The sequence below is a fragment of the Capnocytophaga sp. H2931 genome (assembly GCF_002302535.1).
Taxonomy (GTDB): domain Bacteria; phylum Bacteroidota; class Bacteroidia; order Flavobacteriales; family Flavobacteriaceae; genus Capnocytophaga; species Capnocytophaga canis.
Genome location: NZ_CP022381.1, coordinates 2282232 through 2295788, shown reverse-complemented (window position 1 = coordinate 2295788; position 13557 = coordinate 2282232). Strand labels below are relative to the sequence as shown.

The following is a 13557-nucleotide window of genomic DNA, read 5'->3' as shown; positions in this document are numbered from 1 at the left end:
AAGATTTACTCCATATATAAATCAATCAAGCCTTCAGGGGTTTTGACGATGATTTTTTTGTGCTGTCTATCCACCTTTTCGATAAATTCATCGTTCATGGGGATAAGTAATTCCTTTCCGTCATTTTCGACCTCAAACAGAGCTTGTGAAGTAATGTCATTCACGCCGACAATTTTTCCAACGTAACCATAATTCACATCCTCCATCGTGAAGCCTATAATTTCGTGAAAATAAAACTTATTCCCTGTCAATTTTGGCAAGAAAGACAATGGTAAATAAAGTTTTGATTTCATTAAAGCATCAGCATCTGCCTCACTTGAAACATCTTCAAATTTGATACGCAGTAAGTCTGTTTTATGCAAGGAACATTTCTCAACAAAAAAAGGAACCAGATTATTACCTAAGGCAATAAAAACTGATTCCAAATTTTCATACAATTCAGGGTCGTCTGAGTCTAATTTGACTAAAACTTCGCCTTTAAAACTGAATTTTGATACAATTGTTCCTACATAGAAGCAATCTTTCAAAGTCATAATTATGCCTCAGTTTCGTTGTTTTCAGGTGTTTCAGCGTTTTCTTCTACTTGAGCCTCAGCTACGGCAGCATTTTTACGCTTTTCACTTACCTCTTTTTCAGCTGCCAAAGACTTAGCTTTTGCCTCTGCTTTGTCTTTCGCTAATTTTTCTTCTTTAGAAGTAATTTTTCCTGATTTTTCTTCCAACCAAGCGTTGAATTTAGCCTCAACTTGCTCTAATGTTAAAGCTCCTTTGGCAACACCTCCCAACAAGTGATATTTCAACAAAGCTCCTTTGTAAGAAAGGATTCTTCGAGCTGTGTCAGTAGGTTGAGCTCCGTTTTTTAACCATTTTACCGCAGCATCAACGTTTAAGTCGATTTGAGCAGGGTTTGATACAGGATTGTAAGTTCCAATTTTTTCAAGGAATTTACCATCTCTTTTTGCACGTGAATCAGCAGCAACCACCCAATAAAATGGTTTTCCTTTTTTTCCGTGTCTTTGTAATCTAATTTTTACTGGCATAAAAGTTTAATTTTTAGAGGTTCTCGACCTCAGTTATTAATTCAAGGTGCAAATATAGACTATATTTTTGAATTATGAAGAAAAAAGTAACTTATTTTCAAAAAGCAGCTACATTTTGTCCATTCTGATGATTTTTATGACGCTAAAAGGTTTTCCTCCTCGTCCACATAAGTAGTGAAACTTGGTATGAAGATAACTTACTTTTACATGTAATCCATTGGTTTGAAACTGATTATCAAAACCATCCATAGCAAAATATATCCCATTAATTTCTATGAGCCAACCACAACCGTCCGATGCAGGATTTCCCATATCAACAATTTTTCCATTACTTATGATGACTCCTTCAGGATCATCCTCAATTTTACTACCACTACATCCGATGATCATCAACCATATAGATGCTAAAAATAAAATCTTTTTCATCACTTTATTATTTTTGAGTTCCTATTATAATGAATCTATCTCTACTTATTTTAAAAAAATAATCATTAAAAAGTAAATAAAATTAAATATAATGATTCTTTCGTTAAAAATCCATAAAAAGATTTATGCAAGAGATTTAACTTAATGATTTTCATATTTTTGGCACTTTGCCAAAGTCTTAAAAACTTTGGCAAAGTGCTTTGAGATAGTAATTTAAGCAAAATAAAAAGTCAAGACGAGTTCAATCTAAAACAAAAATACAGCACCGATTTAATCAAAAATCCGGAATATTTTCTTTCAAACACGCTTTTATTTTATAACATTTGTTATAAAATAACTCTTAACACTATCAATAGACTGCACAACACACCTACAAAGGTAATAAAAAAAGGAACTATAAACAATTTATAGCTCCTTTTTTGTAATAACCTCAAAAAATATATTAGCTTTCGCTTGTATTTTTCTTATCAAAATCTTTTTCCAAAGTATCGTAAATCATAGGTGCTGCTATGAATAGTGAAGAATAAGTACCTACAAGTACACCTACAATCATAGCGAACATAAATCCACGCAAGGATTCCCCACCAAAGATAAAGATAGTTACCAATACTGCCAAAGTAGTAATAGAGGTGTTTAACGTACGGCTAAGTGTACTGTTAAGTGCTACATTGATTTTCTCTTTGGTAAAATTAGGCTCTTTCATATACTCACGTATACGGTCATAGATAATCACCGTGTCATTGAGCGAATATCCTACCACAGTCAAGATGGCTGCAATGAAGGCTTGGTCAATCTCCATATTGAATGGCATAAAACTATATGTCAATGAGAAAATACCTAATACCAAAATCACGTCGTGTGCAGATGACACTACTGTACCCACAGAGAATTGCCATCTTCTGAATCGGAATAGGATGTAGAGAGCAATCACAATTAGTGAACCAATAACTGACCAGTAAGCACTACTCTTAATGTCTTCTGCTATTGTTGGTCCTACTTTCATTGACTGAACGATACCAATAGCATCGGTCTCTGCATTCGAAAACTCTTCGTAGCTATATCCTGCTGGTAAAAATTTTTGCAATCCTTTGTGAAGCAATTCTTGAATTTCATTATCTACCTGAGTGCTTTCTTCCTCTACCTTATATTTTGTAGAAACCTTAATCTGATTTGCTGCACCAAATGTTTTTACTTCAGTAGTTCCTAAGTACTGCTGTAATTCGGCAGCCACCTCCGAAGCTACAACTGGGTGTTCAAAACGAATCTGGTAGGTTCTACCTCCTACGAAATCAATACCTTGATTCAATCCTCGTGTAGATAAAGATATGATACTTACCAAAACAGCTATTCCAGAAACAATATATCCTATTTTACGTTTTCCTATAAAATTGATATTTACGTTTTTGAATAAGTTTTTAGTCAAATTTGTAGAGAAAGTAAGATCATGTTTTTTCTCTAAGCTATATTCAATCAAAATACGTGTGATAAAAATAGCCGTGAACAACGAAGTGATAATACCTATTAGTAAAGTAGTAGCGAAACCTTGGATAGGGCCACTTCCAAAGAATAATAAGATAATAGCAGTCAATCCTGTTGTAATATTCGCATCTAAAATGGAAGAAAGAGCATTATTGAAACCGTCTTGAACAGCTTGTGCTACTCCTTTCCCTTTAGCCAACTCTTCTTTTGCACGTTCAAAAATCAACACATTCGCATCGATAGCCATACCGATAGTCAATACGATACCCGCAATCCCAGGAAGAGTCAATACAGCCCCTAAACTTGCTAATACGCCAAAAACTAATAAGATATTCAAAATCAATGCAATATCTGCATAAACCCCTGCTCTTCCGTAATAGAAAATCATCCAAGCAAAGATAAAAATAGTAGCAATCAAAAACGAATTAAACCCGCTATCAATAGCCTCTTGTCCCAAAGATGGCCCAACTACTTCCGATTGAACGATGTCAGCTCCAGCAGGTAATTTACCTGCACGAAGTACGTTAGCCAAGTCAATTGCTTCGTTTAAAGTGAAATTTCCTGTGATTTCAGAACGACCACCCGCAATAGCTCCATTAGTAACTCCTGGTGCTGAATAAACTATGTCATCCAACACAATAGCTATATTTCCTTGTTCCTTAAATGCTTTATCAGTAAGGTTTTCCCATATTCTCGCACCTTTACCATCCATCTGCATAGATACCGCAGGTTGGTTTCTCATATCAAAGGTTTGAGAAGCATCTGTAATTACGTTTCCTGTCAAGGATGCTACATTGTCTCGGTTACCTTTCAGAGCATATAACTCAATCACATCCGTATTTTTAGCTGGTTTTCCCCAAACGAATTTTACGAATTGTAAATTTGGTGGCAACAAACGTTTTGCGTCTGTTGATTTTAAATAACTATTTACTTTTGCTGTATCCTTAATACTTGCACCGAATAGCACTGGAGAACCCTCGTAAGTAGGTACAGGTTTCAGTAAATCAAACAAAGGATTGACTTGATTTACAGAGTCTTTCTTAACATCAGTAAGTAGTGAGTCAATCGCAGAAGTGGTTTCCGTAGCCTGTGGTTTGATAGTTGCTACCAACTGTTGGTTTAAAGCCTCTAAATAAGGAAATACCTCTACGTTTTTAAATGTTTCCCAAAACTCCAGTTGAGCTGTACTTTGTAACAAAGTTTTAACACGGGTAACATCTTTGGCTCCTGGAAGCTCAATCAGAATACGCCCCGAAGTTCCTAAACGTTGAATATTAGGTTGTGAAACTCCAAACTTGTCGATACGTTTACGCAATACCTCAAAAGCTGAAGTGATAGACTCATCCACTTTGCGTTTAATTATTGGACGAACTTCATTATCAGGCATTTGTATGTTTATCTCATCGCTCAACGCTTTATTAGCGAAAACCTCAGGAGATGCCAATTTTCCACCATTATTTTGGTATGCCTCAAAAAACAAATCCAAATAAGTGCGGTCTGTTTTTACCAAAAGCTCATCAGCCTCAGCTAATGATTTGTTAAAAATAGGGTCTTTTGAATTGTTCGCCAACCCTTTTAAGATGTCTTTTACAGAAATTTGCAGGATTACGTTAATACCTCCTTTCAAGTCAAGACCTCTGTTGAGCTCTTTTTCTTTGACTTCACCGTAGGTGTATTTCGTCACACCGATGTTATACACCGATTGTCCTAACATAGAGTCTAAATACTGAGATTCAACTCTTTCGCGTTTAGAAACATAGTCCGTTTCTGAACTTAACACCTTTGCCTCAGCAAATGCTTTAGCCTTGTTCTCTACCCTATTCGCCACAAACGTAAATGAAAGCTGATACACGCTCACAAGTCCGAACAACAGTGCAAATAGTTTAATAAGTCCCTTGTTTTGCATTTTAAATATTAATTACTAATTCTTTTTTTCTTCAATCGGCAAATATATACATTTTGAGGAATATACCACCATATGTAGTTGTTAAAATTTTTAAGTTTTTTTTAGTAACAAAAGCTTTATTTTATAAACAATTGATTTTCAAAGTTTTTCAGATTCTTTTTTAAAGATATCTTCTTTAATTTAGTTTTTCATATGTATTCTTTTTCTGAAGTTTGTTAATTTTTCATCTATTCGAGACAAATTATTTTAGTTATTATATGTGTAATCTTACTTATATATTTTTGAATATCAAAAAATTATACTGATTTTACGAATCATAAATAAGTCGATGTCAAGCAAAAAAACAGACAACAGAAAAGAATAGTATTGGCTTGAAAAGATATTGCACATTACTTGATTTTTTCATACCTTTGTGCGTCCTTTATACAAAAAAATTATCCTACGTACGAAAACTTAAAAATTATAAATATATGAAAACATTTATCTTACTGCCTTTCTGTTTTTTATGGCTTTTTTCTTGTACTCCAAAAGGAGAATTGACTGCAAAAGACGCTCAGGAACTGATTATTGATCATTTGGAACAGCACCCTATTTTTGAGCAAGGTAAATTTGACACTTCAAAACAACGGATTGACTCGAAAAAACAGCGGGAACTACTCACCTCTTTAGAAAAGTTACAAGAAGAAGGATTGATTGAAATCAACAACGAAAAAACCCGAAAAAAATGGTTTACAAAAGACTCCATTTTTGTGGTAACAACAAACTTAACAAAAAAAGCATTGCCCTATGTAGTACAACAGAACAGAAACCATACGTTGGTTAAAACTATTCTATACAAACTCAATGAAAGTAAGGAAGTTGTGATTGAGAAAAAATCAGAGAAAAATGCTGTTTGTACCGTATTTTTAGATAAAGAAAAAACTCCATTTTACTACTTTGGAGATGATTCAACCCCAAAATCAGATTTTATCTCTCGAAAATTCAAACTGAAATTCAGTGAACAAGAAGGATGGAAAGTAGCTAAGTGATTAACATATTTATGATTTACGAATGAAAAATGCTATCATACTGACGCTCTTTCAAGCTATAAGTAGCCTTGTTTCAGGGATTCTTATTTCACAAATGTCTTTCCTTGGACGCGTAGGAATCAGCTTGAAATACAGAGAATATCTCGTTTTCAAAACATGGTGGAAAACTGCTTTACTGATTTTTGCTGTGCATTTGGCTATCATTTTGTTACTTTACCTCTTGCGAAAACTGATCGGCTTTTGGGGAATGAAAATTGTAGTTGCCTTATTGTTTGCCTTGGGTGTGGCGGGTGTCTACTTGACTTATCAGGACTTCACAACCACAATGCACAAGGTAATGAAACAGAAATTTCATTTTGGGTTCTACTTATTTTGGCTGAGTTGGTTTATCACTTGTTTCTATTTTCTATTGATGAAGAAACCGAAGATAAAATCATATAAGGAAAATCAACAGCTTCATACCTCTAAAGAAAGAAATCACCATACGATTGTCGAATAAAAAACAATATCAAAAAAATAATGAAATTACCCGCTATCAAACTTGCACAACATATCATCCAAGCATGTAAGACGAAAAACATACAGCACATAGTCATCTCACCAGGTTCACGTAATGCGCCTCTGACTATTGGCTTTTCCAACGATCCTTTTTTCACGTGTTACAGCATTGTTGATGAACGTTGTGCTGCGTTTTTTGCATTGGGAATTGCTCAACAGAAAAAACATCCTGTAGCAGTAGTTTGTACTTCAGGATCGGCTTTATTGAATTATTATCCTGCTGTAAGTGAGGCTTTTTACAGCAACATTCCTATGGTAGTAATTTCTGCTGACCGACCTTCAGACAAAATTGATATTGGTGACGGGCAAACCATACGCCAACAGAACGTATTGATGAACCACAGTGGCTATAACGCTAATTTATCGGATAAACAACATAGTGATGCGAGTAACATCTATGAACTGAACCGAGCTTTGAATACTGCGATTGCAGAACGATTGCCTGTACATATCAACGCTCCTTTTGAAGAGCCTCTCTATACAACCACCAACGAAATTTTTCCTTTCGAGAATTTTTCGGAGAGAGAACGTATTTATAGTACAACACCCGCTCAGAACAAAAATTTCATACAGGCGTGGAATCAGTCAAAAAAGAAAATGGTATTGGTTGGAGTTTTATCGCCAAACGAATTAGAAAATAGATATATAGAAAAATTGGCCGAAGACCCTTCTGTTCTGGTTTTAACAGAAACTACCTCGAATTTACATCACGAAAAATTTATTCCCTATATTGATAAATTACTAACTTATACGGAAAAAGATGAATCCCTAAAAGCAGATTTACAACCCGATTTTTTACTTACTTTTGGTGGATTAGTAGTATCAAAAAAGATTAAACAATTCCTCCGGAAATATCAGCCTAAATTTCATTATCATATTGATAGATACAAAGGTTATGATTCATACTTTTGTCTGACCGATCATTTAAAAACAGATATAAATTCATTTTTTACGGACATATCGCTGGAATTAAAAACCATTTCATCGAATTATCAAAAACGTTGGACTACTGTAAATACGGAAATTCACAAACGTCATCTGGAATATATTAATCAAATTCCTTATTCTGACTTGAAGGTTTACAAAAAAATATTTGAAAACATTCCTGATAATCAAATGGTTCAATTAAGTAATAGCTCTACTGTTCGCTATGCTCAGCTATTTCGCTTAAACCCTTCTTGGCAAATTTTTTGTAATCGGGGAACGAGTGGTATTGACGGAAGTACTTCAACAGCCATCGGAGCTGCCATAGGAAGCCAGCGACCGACCCTGTTGATTACGGGAGATTTGAGTTTCTTCTACGATAGTAACGGGCTATGGAATCACTACGTTCCGAAAAATTTTCGTATCATTCTGATAAATAACCAAGGAGGAGGCATTTTCAGAATTCTTCCTGGGGACAAAAACGATAAGCATTTCGAAACTTATTTTGAAACTCCACATCAACTTACAGCCATGCATCTTTGTAAAATGTACGAATGGGACTATAACCAAGCTGACAATATCACTGATTTAACAAATAAACTACATATTTTATTTGAAAAATCAGACCGACCACGCCTGTTGGAAGTACACACACCACGCACTGAAAACGATAAAGTTTTGTTAAACTACTTTCAGGTATTAAAAAAATAGACTAACTTCACACTTTAATTTATAAACATTGATTGATATGAGTAAAAGAGACGAACTTATTGAGGTTTACGCCAAAGATTTAAAAGAAAAGTGTGGAGTTACTCCCGATTTAGATTTTCTAAAAAAAGTGACCGTAGGATTAGGTCCTTCCATTTACAACGCGGATTCATCAACTGTTGCAGGTTCTGACCAAATGGAATTGGATCGCGTGAAGCAAAACTTTTTAATTAAAAAGTTAGGATTAAGCGACGGGCCTGAATTAGACAAAGCTATTGATTCAGTTATCGAAACTTACGGAAGATCCAACAAAACAAAGCATCGTGCTGTAGTTTACTATCTATTAGCGAAACACTTCAAGAAAGAATCTGTTTACAACAAGTAAACCCGATTAAATTAACGATTTTAAAAAACTGTCTTCGGGCAGTTTTTTTATTTATGTTGAGTTTTAAAAAATATTTTTTTATCATTAGACAACATTTTTTCACTGAAAATCAAGTTATTTTCTTTGCTTACAAAATATTTTTTTCAAAAAACGAATTATCTATACAAAAAATTTGTACTTTTGTCTGAATATAAATCAAAATAGACTAGTGATATGGAGTATTTAGATTTTGAACTGCCAATCAAAGAATTAGAAGAGCAAATGGAGAAATGTGCCATCATCGGTGACAAAAGCGATGTGGACATGACGGATGCTTGTAAAAAAATTGAAAAGAAACTCAACCAAGTTAAAAAAGAAATATACGGAAATTTAACCCCTTGGCAACGAGTACAGATTTCACGTCATCTGGACAGACCTTACACGCTTGATTATATCAATGCATTGTGTGGGGATTCCTTTTTAGAACTTCACGGTGATCGTACTGTAAAAGACGATAAAGCAATGATAGGAGGATTTGGAAAAATCGAAGATCAAAGTTTCTTGTTCATAGGACAACAAAAAGGGGTAAATACAAAAATGCGACAATACCGAAATTTTGGTATGGCAAATCCTGAAGGATATCGGAAAGCATTGCGTTTGATGAAATCGGCTGAAAAATTTGGCATTCCCATTGTTTGTTTGGTTGACACACCTGGAGCTTTCCCTGGAATTGAAGCTGAAGAAAGAGGACAGGGCGAGGCTATTGCCCGTAACATATTGGAAATGTCACGATTGAAAGTACCTGTTATTGTATTTATCATCGGTGAGGGAGCCTCAGGAGGTGCTTTGGGAATTGGGATTGGAGACCGTGTGTATATGCTTGAAAACACTTGGTATTCAGTAATTTCGCCTGAATCGTGTTCTTCCATTTTATGGAGAAGTTGGGAATATAAAAAAGAAGCTGCCGAAGCTCTGAAGTTAACCGCTCCTGACATGAAAAAACTTAAATTGGTCGATGAAATCATCAGAGAACCATTGGGAGGAGCTCATCGCGATAGAGAAACTACCTTTTTGGCTGTTCGCAAAGTTATTTTAGAAACCTACAACGAACTGAAAAAGTTACCAACAGACAAACTTGTTCAAAAAAGAATGGATAAGTACTTGAATATGGGGGTTTTCAAAGAATAGGGATACAAATCTATTTAAAAATAACAAAAAAGGTAAGTGTTGATAATCAATACTTACCTTTTTTTAATGAAGCTTTTCAAACTTTATCAACAGCTTATTAACAAACGATGTTCATAGATCTCTCTTCTTTGAATTGTTTTTTTTTCTAATTTCGCACTATGAAAGATTTACAACCATATACAACCATACAAGAAACTTCACCTGTTTCTTCTTCAATCATTAATTTAGAACGTGGAAAAATCCCTCCACAAGACATTAGTATTGAGCAAGTTGTACTCGGTGCTATGATGATTGACAAAAAAGGAGTAGATGACGTTATTGACAAACTCACACCTGATGTTTTCTACAAAAAACAACATCAATTTATTTACCAAGCTATTTACGACCTTTTTCAACAATCGGAACCCATTGACTTATTAACAGTAGTGGAGCAGTTGCGTAAAAATGGTAATCTGGAGGCTGTAGGGGGAGAATATTACCTAATCCAATTGACACAACGAGTGTCTTCTTCGGCACATATTGAGTTTCACGCACGAATTATCATGCAGAAATTCATCCAACGTAGGTTGATTCAAATATCATCAGAAATTATTGAGGAGGCGTATGATGAAACCACCGATGTTTTTGATTTGTTGGATTCGGCAGAGTCTAAACTTTATGAAGTAGCTCAAGGGAATTTAAAACGGTCGAGCGAATCAGCGGAAGAGTTGGTAATCAAAGCATTAAAAAAAATCCAAGATATATCAAACAAAACTGATGGATTTAGTGGCATCCCTTCGGGATTTACTAAATTGGATCAACTTACATCAGGTTGGCAGGCGAGTGATTTAATTATCGTAGCCGCCCGTCCGGGGATGGGAAAAACAGCACTTACTCTGTCGATGGCTCGAAACATTGCTGTTGGTCAAGGTATTCCCGTAGCGTTCTTCTCGTTAGAAATGTCGTCGGTACAGCTAATCACACGTTTAATATCTTCGGAGACAAGCCTTCCGTCAGAAAAATTACGTACAGGAAAATTAGAGCCTCACGAGTGGCATGTATTGAGTACGCGTGTGAAAGATCTGGAAAAAGCTCCTTTGTATATTGATGATACACCGTCCATTTCGATTTTCGATTTACGAGCGAAAGCACGTCGTTTGTCGTCACAATATGGTATCAAATTGATTATCATTGACTATTTACAGCTGATGACCGCAGGTGGAGGCTCTAAAGGTGTCGGGAATCGTGAACAAGAAATTTCGACAATCTCACGAAACCTAAAAGCATTAGCTAAGGAATTGGACATTCCTGTGATTGCTCTGTCTCAATTATCGAGAAATGTGGAGGCTCGTCCTGGACATAAGCGTCCACAACTTTCGGATTTACGTGAATCGGGAGCTATTGAGCAAGATGCTGATATTGTATCTTTTATCTATCGACCTGAATATTATAAAATCATGGAATGGGACGATGAGGCACAGTCCTCAACCAAAGATCAAGGGGAGTTTATTGTAGCTAAACACCGCAATGGAGGATTGGAAAACATACGCTTAAAATTCTTAGGTCAATTTGGTAAGTTCGACAATTTAGATGATTTCGATACGTTTGGAGGAGGAATTCCTCAGGAAATAAGTTCACGAATAAATGATATTGACACATCAAAACTTCCGTCCGTGGAACAGGCTTTTGGAACACCTCCGCAAATCCCAAATGATGAAGATATCCCGTTTTAGGAAAGAGTTTATTCAAAAAACTTCGCCAATATATTGCTTTTGAGCAGACAACTTTGGCGAAGTTTTTGTATAATTCGGATTCTTATGGTGTTTTGTACATTGGCTCCACTCCTATCGAAAATTTATAAAACAAAGAAACTATATTTGCAACATAACTTCACGGCTCTGAGTAGAGACAAGCAAAACTTAGATTAATGGAATATTGTGTTTCAAACATTCTTCCCTCATAGATTCTGGCCAAATACTTGCTTGAATTTCACCAATATGAGCTTTATGTAGCAAAAACATACATAGACGCGACTGTCCAATACCTCCTCCAATAGAAAAAGGTAATGAACCTTCAATCAATCGTTTGTGGAAATAAAGCTCCAATCGGTCTTCTTTTCCTTCCAATTTCAACTGATGTAGCAGAGCAGCTTTATCCACACGAATTCCCATTGAGGACACTTCAAACGGAAGTTCCAACACAGGATTCCATAAAATAATGTCACCATTTAATCCGGCTAATCCGTTTTCGATTGTACTCCAATCATCATAGTCTGGAGCTCGACCATCGTGTTTTTCGCCATGACTCAATTTATTACCAATACCCATAATAAATACAGCTTTGTATTCCTTTGCAATAGCTGCTTCGCGTTCTTTAGGTGTTAAATTTGGATATTTTTGTAATAATTCTTCGGAGTGAATAAAATGAATTTCAGGAGGTAAAATAGGCTTTATACTCGAAAAACTTTCGCATACTAAATACTCCGTACGTAGTAAAGTTGCATAAATTCTGCGAACAATATTTCTCAAAAAATCGGTGTTGCGTTGTCCTTCGGAAATAACCATCTCCCAGTCCCATTGGTCAACGTACAGGGAATGCAAGTTACCAAGTTCTTCATCGGCACGAATCGCATTCATGTCAGTATAGATACCGTATCCTTGTTCAATGCCGTAATCGGCTAACATTACTCTTTTCCATTTTGCTAATGAATGTACCACTTCGGCACGAACTTCATTCATATCTTTAATAGGGAAATTTACAGCTCGTTCCACACCGTTCAAATCGTCATTAAGCCCTGTACCTCGCAATACAAACAAGGGTGCTGTTACTCTACGAAGACGCAGTTCAGCCGAAAGGTTGGCTTGAAAAAAATCTTTAATTTTCTGGATTCCTAATTCCGTTTGTTGTAAATCAAGTGAAGGTCGATAGTTTGTAGGTTTAATTAAATAACTCATCAATTATTAGTTTTTATCTTATTATTTAGAAACAAAATCTAAGGCTTTTGGAAGCGATTCTTTCCAAAATTGCCAATTGTGTTTTCCTTTTCGACGAATATAATCGTGTGAAATACCTTTATTTGTAAGCATCTGGTGGAATAGATCGTTTGAATGGATAACTAAGGTATCTTCTGTACCACATTCCATTATATAGCGGGGTAGTTTTGTCAATTCCTCAGAATTTTTCTCATCTAAAATTGATTGAATAACAGGAATAGCTGTTAATAAAAAGCCTCCACTCATGGAATAAACTCCTCCAAATTTCTTGTGATGCTTAAATCCAAGATAAGTAGCCCCAAAACCTCCCATAGAAAGCCCTGCAATGTGTCTGTTGGATTTATTGTCTAAAATCCGATATTTTTTTTCGATAACGGGGATAAATTCTTCCATAAAAAAATCTTCGTATTGCATCTGTTCTGTGTTGTAGTAGAGTGAATTATATCCATTTGGACAAATAACTATCACCTCTGGAAGCCCTTCGGAAATAGCCTTATCAACAATATTTTTCAAATCACCATACGTTACCCAATGCTTATAATCTTGATTCATTCCATGCAAAAGGTACAATACAGGGTATTTTTTCGTAGTATTGGAAGCATAATGAGGAGGTAAATATACCGAATAGGGTTGCTGTCCACCTAAAATCGTACTAAATATAGACTGTGACATATCCACTTTGCTATCATTATCAATCTCAACAACAAGCTGTTCTTTTCGACACGAAACGCTGATGAATATCAACAATACGAAGTAAATGTATCTCATATCTAATAGTTTTTTCAGCTGCAAATATATCATATTTTTACTTTGTAATGAATTGCTATTTGTGAATTATTTTTTGGAAGTGTTGTAAAAAGTATGATACCTTTAATAAAGTGGATATTTCTGTCAGGCTGAGCGTAGTCGAAGCCCTGTAATTACGAGGCTTCGACTACGCTCAGCCTGACAATCAAAACTACCAT

General features: G+C 35.4%; 12 protein-coding genes. 6 read left to right on the top strand and 6 right to left on the bottom strand.

Annotated features, from left to right (window positions below; all coding sequences use genetic code 11):
• Window positions 1-5 precede the first annotated feature (5 nt).
• The 4 genes from rimM to secDF all read right to left on the bottom strand — a co-directional run bounded on the left by rimM (window position 6) and on the right by secDF (window position 4850).
• Window positions 6-533, bottom strand: coding sequence for a ribosome maturation factor RimM (gene rimM, locus CGC52_RS09685; protein WP_042007057.1), 528 nt, complete (start codon window positions 531-533; stop codon window positions 6-8).
• A 2-nt stretch (window positions 534-535) separates the two neighbouring features.
• On the bottom strand, window positions 536-1039 hold the full coding sequence (locus CGC52_RS09680) for a 30S ribosomal protein S16 (protein WP_042007059.1): 504 nt from the start codon (window positions 1037-1039) through the stop codon (window positions 536-538).
• 108 nt (window positions 1040-1147) lie between these two features.
• Complete coding sequence (locus tag CGC52_RS09675) at window positions 1148-1465, bottom strand: hypothetical protein (RefSeq protein WP_042007061.1); 318 nt, start codon at window positions 1463-1465, stop codon at window positions 1148-1150.
• A 442-nt stretch (window positions 1466-1907) separates the two neighbouring features.
• The gene (secDF, locus tag CGC52_RS09670) at window positions 1908-4850 is read right to left on the bottom strand and encodes a protein translocase subunit SecDF (protein WP_042007063.1); all 2943 of its coding nucleotides are present in this window, start codon (window positions 4848-4850) and stop codon (window positions 1908-1910) included.
• A gap of 470 nt (window positions 4851-5320) precedes the next feature.
• On the opposite strand from secDF, the gene CGC52_RS09665 reads away from it, so the two are divergent.
• The 6 genes from CGC52_RS09665 (at window position 5321) to dnaB (ending at window position 11332) form a co-directional block, all read left to right on the top strand.
• On the top strand, window positions 5321-5878 hold the full coding sequence (locus CGC52_RS09665) for a hypothetical protein (RefSeq protein WP_095894236.1): 558 nt from the start codon (window positions 5321-5323) through the stop codon (window positions 5876-5878).
• Window positions 5879-5900: 22 nt separating this feature from the next.
• A complete protein-coding gene (locus CGC52_RS09660) occupies window positions 5901-6377 on the top strand; it encodes a hypothetical protein (RefSeq protein WP_042007067.1) in 477 nt (158 codons plus the stop codon).
• Between the two features lie 20 nt (window positions 6378-6397).
• Window positions 6398-8071 carry a 2-succinyl-5-enolpyruvyl-6-hydroxy-3-cyclohexene-1-carboxylic-acid synthase gene (gene menD / locus CGC52_RS09655; protein ID WP_095894235.1) on the top strand — a complete coding sequence of 558 codons (1674 nt, stop codon included), beginning with the start codon at window positions 6398-6400 and terminating at the stop codon, window positions 8069-8071.
• Window positions 8072-8108: 37 nt separating this feature from the next.
• Window positions 8109-8453: a DUF2853 family protein gene (locus tag CGC52_RS09650; RefSeq protein ID WP_042007071.1), complete on the top strand. Its 345-nt coding sequence runs from the start codon at window positions 8109-8111 to the stop codon at window positions 8451-8453.
• Between the two features lie 213 nt (window positions 8454-8666).
• Complete coding sequence (locus CGC52_RS09645; RefSeq protein WP_042007074.1) at window positions 8667-9620, top strand: acetyl-CoA carboxylase carboxyltransferase subunit alpha; 954 nt, start codon at window positions 8667-8669, stop codon at window positions 9618-9620.
• 158 nt (window positions 9621-9778) lie between these two features.
• Window positions 9779-11332, top strand: a complete 1554-nt coding sequence (gene dnaB, locus CGC52_RS09640) for a replicative DNA helicase (RefSeq protein WP_042007076.1) — start codon at window positions 9779-9781, stop codon at window positions 11330-11332.
• A 186-nt stretch (window positions 11333-11518) separates the two neighbouring features.
• Here dnaB and asnA read toward each other — a convergent pair whose 3' ends face one another.
• Together asnA and CGC52_RS09630 are read right to left on the bottom strand one after the other, a co-directional pair.
• Window positions 11519-12553 carry an aspartate--ammonia ligase gene (asnA, locus tag CGC52_RS09635; RefSeq protein ID WP_042347588.1) on the bottom strand — a complete coding sequence of 345 codons (1035 nt, stop codon included), beginning with the start codon at window positions 12551-12553 and terminating at the stop codon, window positions 11519-11521.
• A 21-nt stretch (window positions 12554-12574) separates the two neighbouring features.
• Window positions 12575-13360, bottom strand: coding sequence for an esterase family protein (locus tag CGC52_RS09630; protein WP_095894234.1), 786 nt, complete (start codon window positions 13358-13360; stop codon window positions 12575-12577).
• Window positions 13361-13557 lie beyond the last annotated feature (197 nt).

Excerpts from the sequence above, each read along its gene's own strand:
- rimM (WP_042007057.1), bottom strand. The coding sequence starts at position 533 with ATGACTTTGAAAGATTGCTTCTATGTAGGAACAATTGTATCAAAATTC.
- CGC52_RS09680 (WP_042007059.1), bottom strand. The coding sequence starts at position 1,039 with ATGCCAGTAAAAATTAGATTACAAAGACACGGAAAAAAAGGAAAACCA.
- CGC52_RS09675 (WP_042007061.1), bottom strand. The coding sequence starts at position 1,465 with ATGAAAAAGATTTTATTTTTAGCATCTATATGGTTGATGATCATCGGA.
- secDF (WP_042007063.1), bottom strand. The coding sequence starts at position 4,850 with ATGCAAAACAAGGGACTTATTAAACTATTTGCACTGTTGTTCGGACTT.
- CGC52_RS09665 (WP_095894236.1), top strand. The coding sequence starts at position 5,321 with ATGAAAACATTTATCTTACTGCCTTTCTGTTTTTTATGGCTTTTTTCT.
- CGC52_RS09660 (WP_042007067.1), top strand. The coding sequence starts at position 5,901 with ATGAAAAATGCTATCATACTGACGCTCTTTCAAGCTATAAGTAGCCTT.
- menD (WP_095894235.1), top strand. The coding sequence starts at position 6,398 with ATGAAATTACCCGCTATCAAACTTGCACAACATATCATCCAAGCATGT.
- CGC52_RS09650 (WP_042007071.1), top strand. The coding sequence starts at position 8,109 with ATGAGTAAAAGAGACGAACTTATTGAGGTTTACGCCAAAGATTTAAAA.
- CGC52_RS09645 (WP_042007074.1), top strand. The coding sequence starts at position 8,667 with ATGGAGTATTTAGATTTTGAACTGCCAATCAAAGAATTAGAAGAGCAA.
- dnaB (WP_042007076.1), top strand. The coding sequence starts at position 9,779 with ATGAAAGATTTACAACCATATACAACCATACAAGAAACTTCACCTGTT.
- asnA (WP_042347588.1), bottom strand. The coding sequence starts at position 12,553 with ATGAGTTATTTAATTAAACCTACAAACTATCGACCTTCACTTGATTTA.
- CGC52_RS09630 (WP_095894234.1), bottom strand. The coding sequence starts at position 13,360 with ATGAGATACATTTACTTCGTATTGTTGATATTCATCAGCGTTTCGTGT.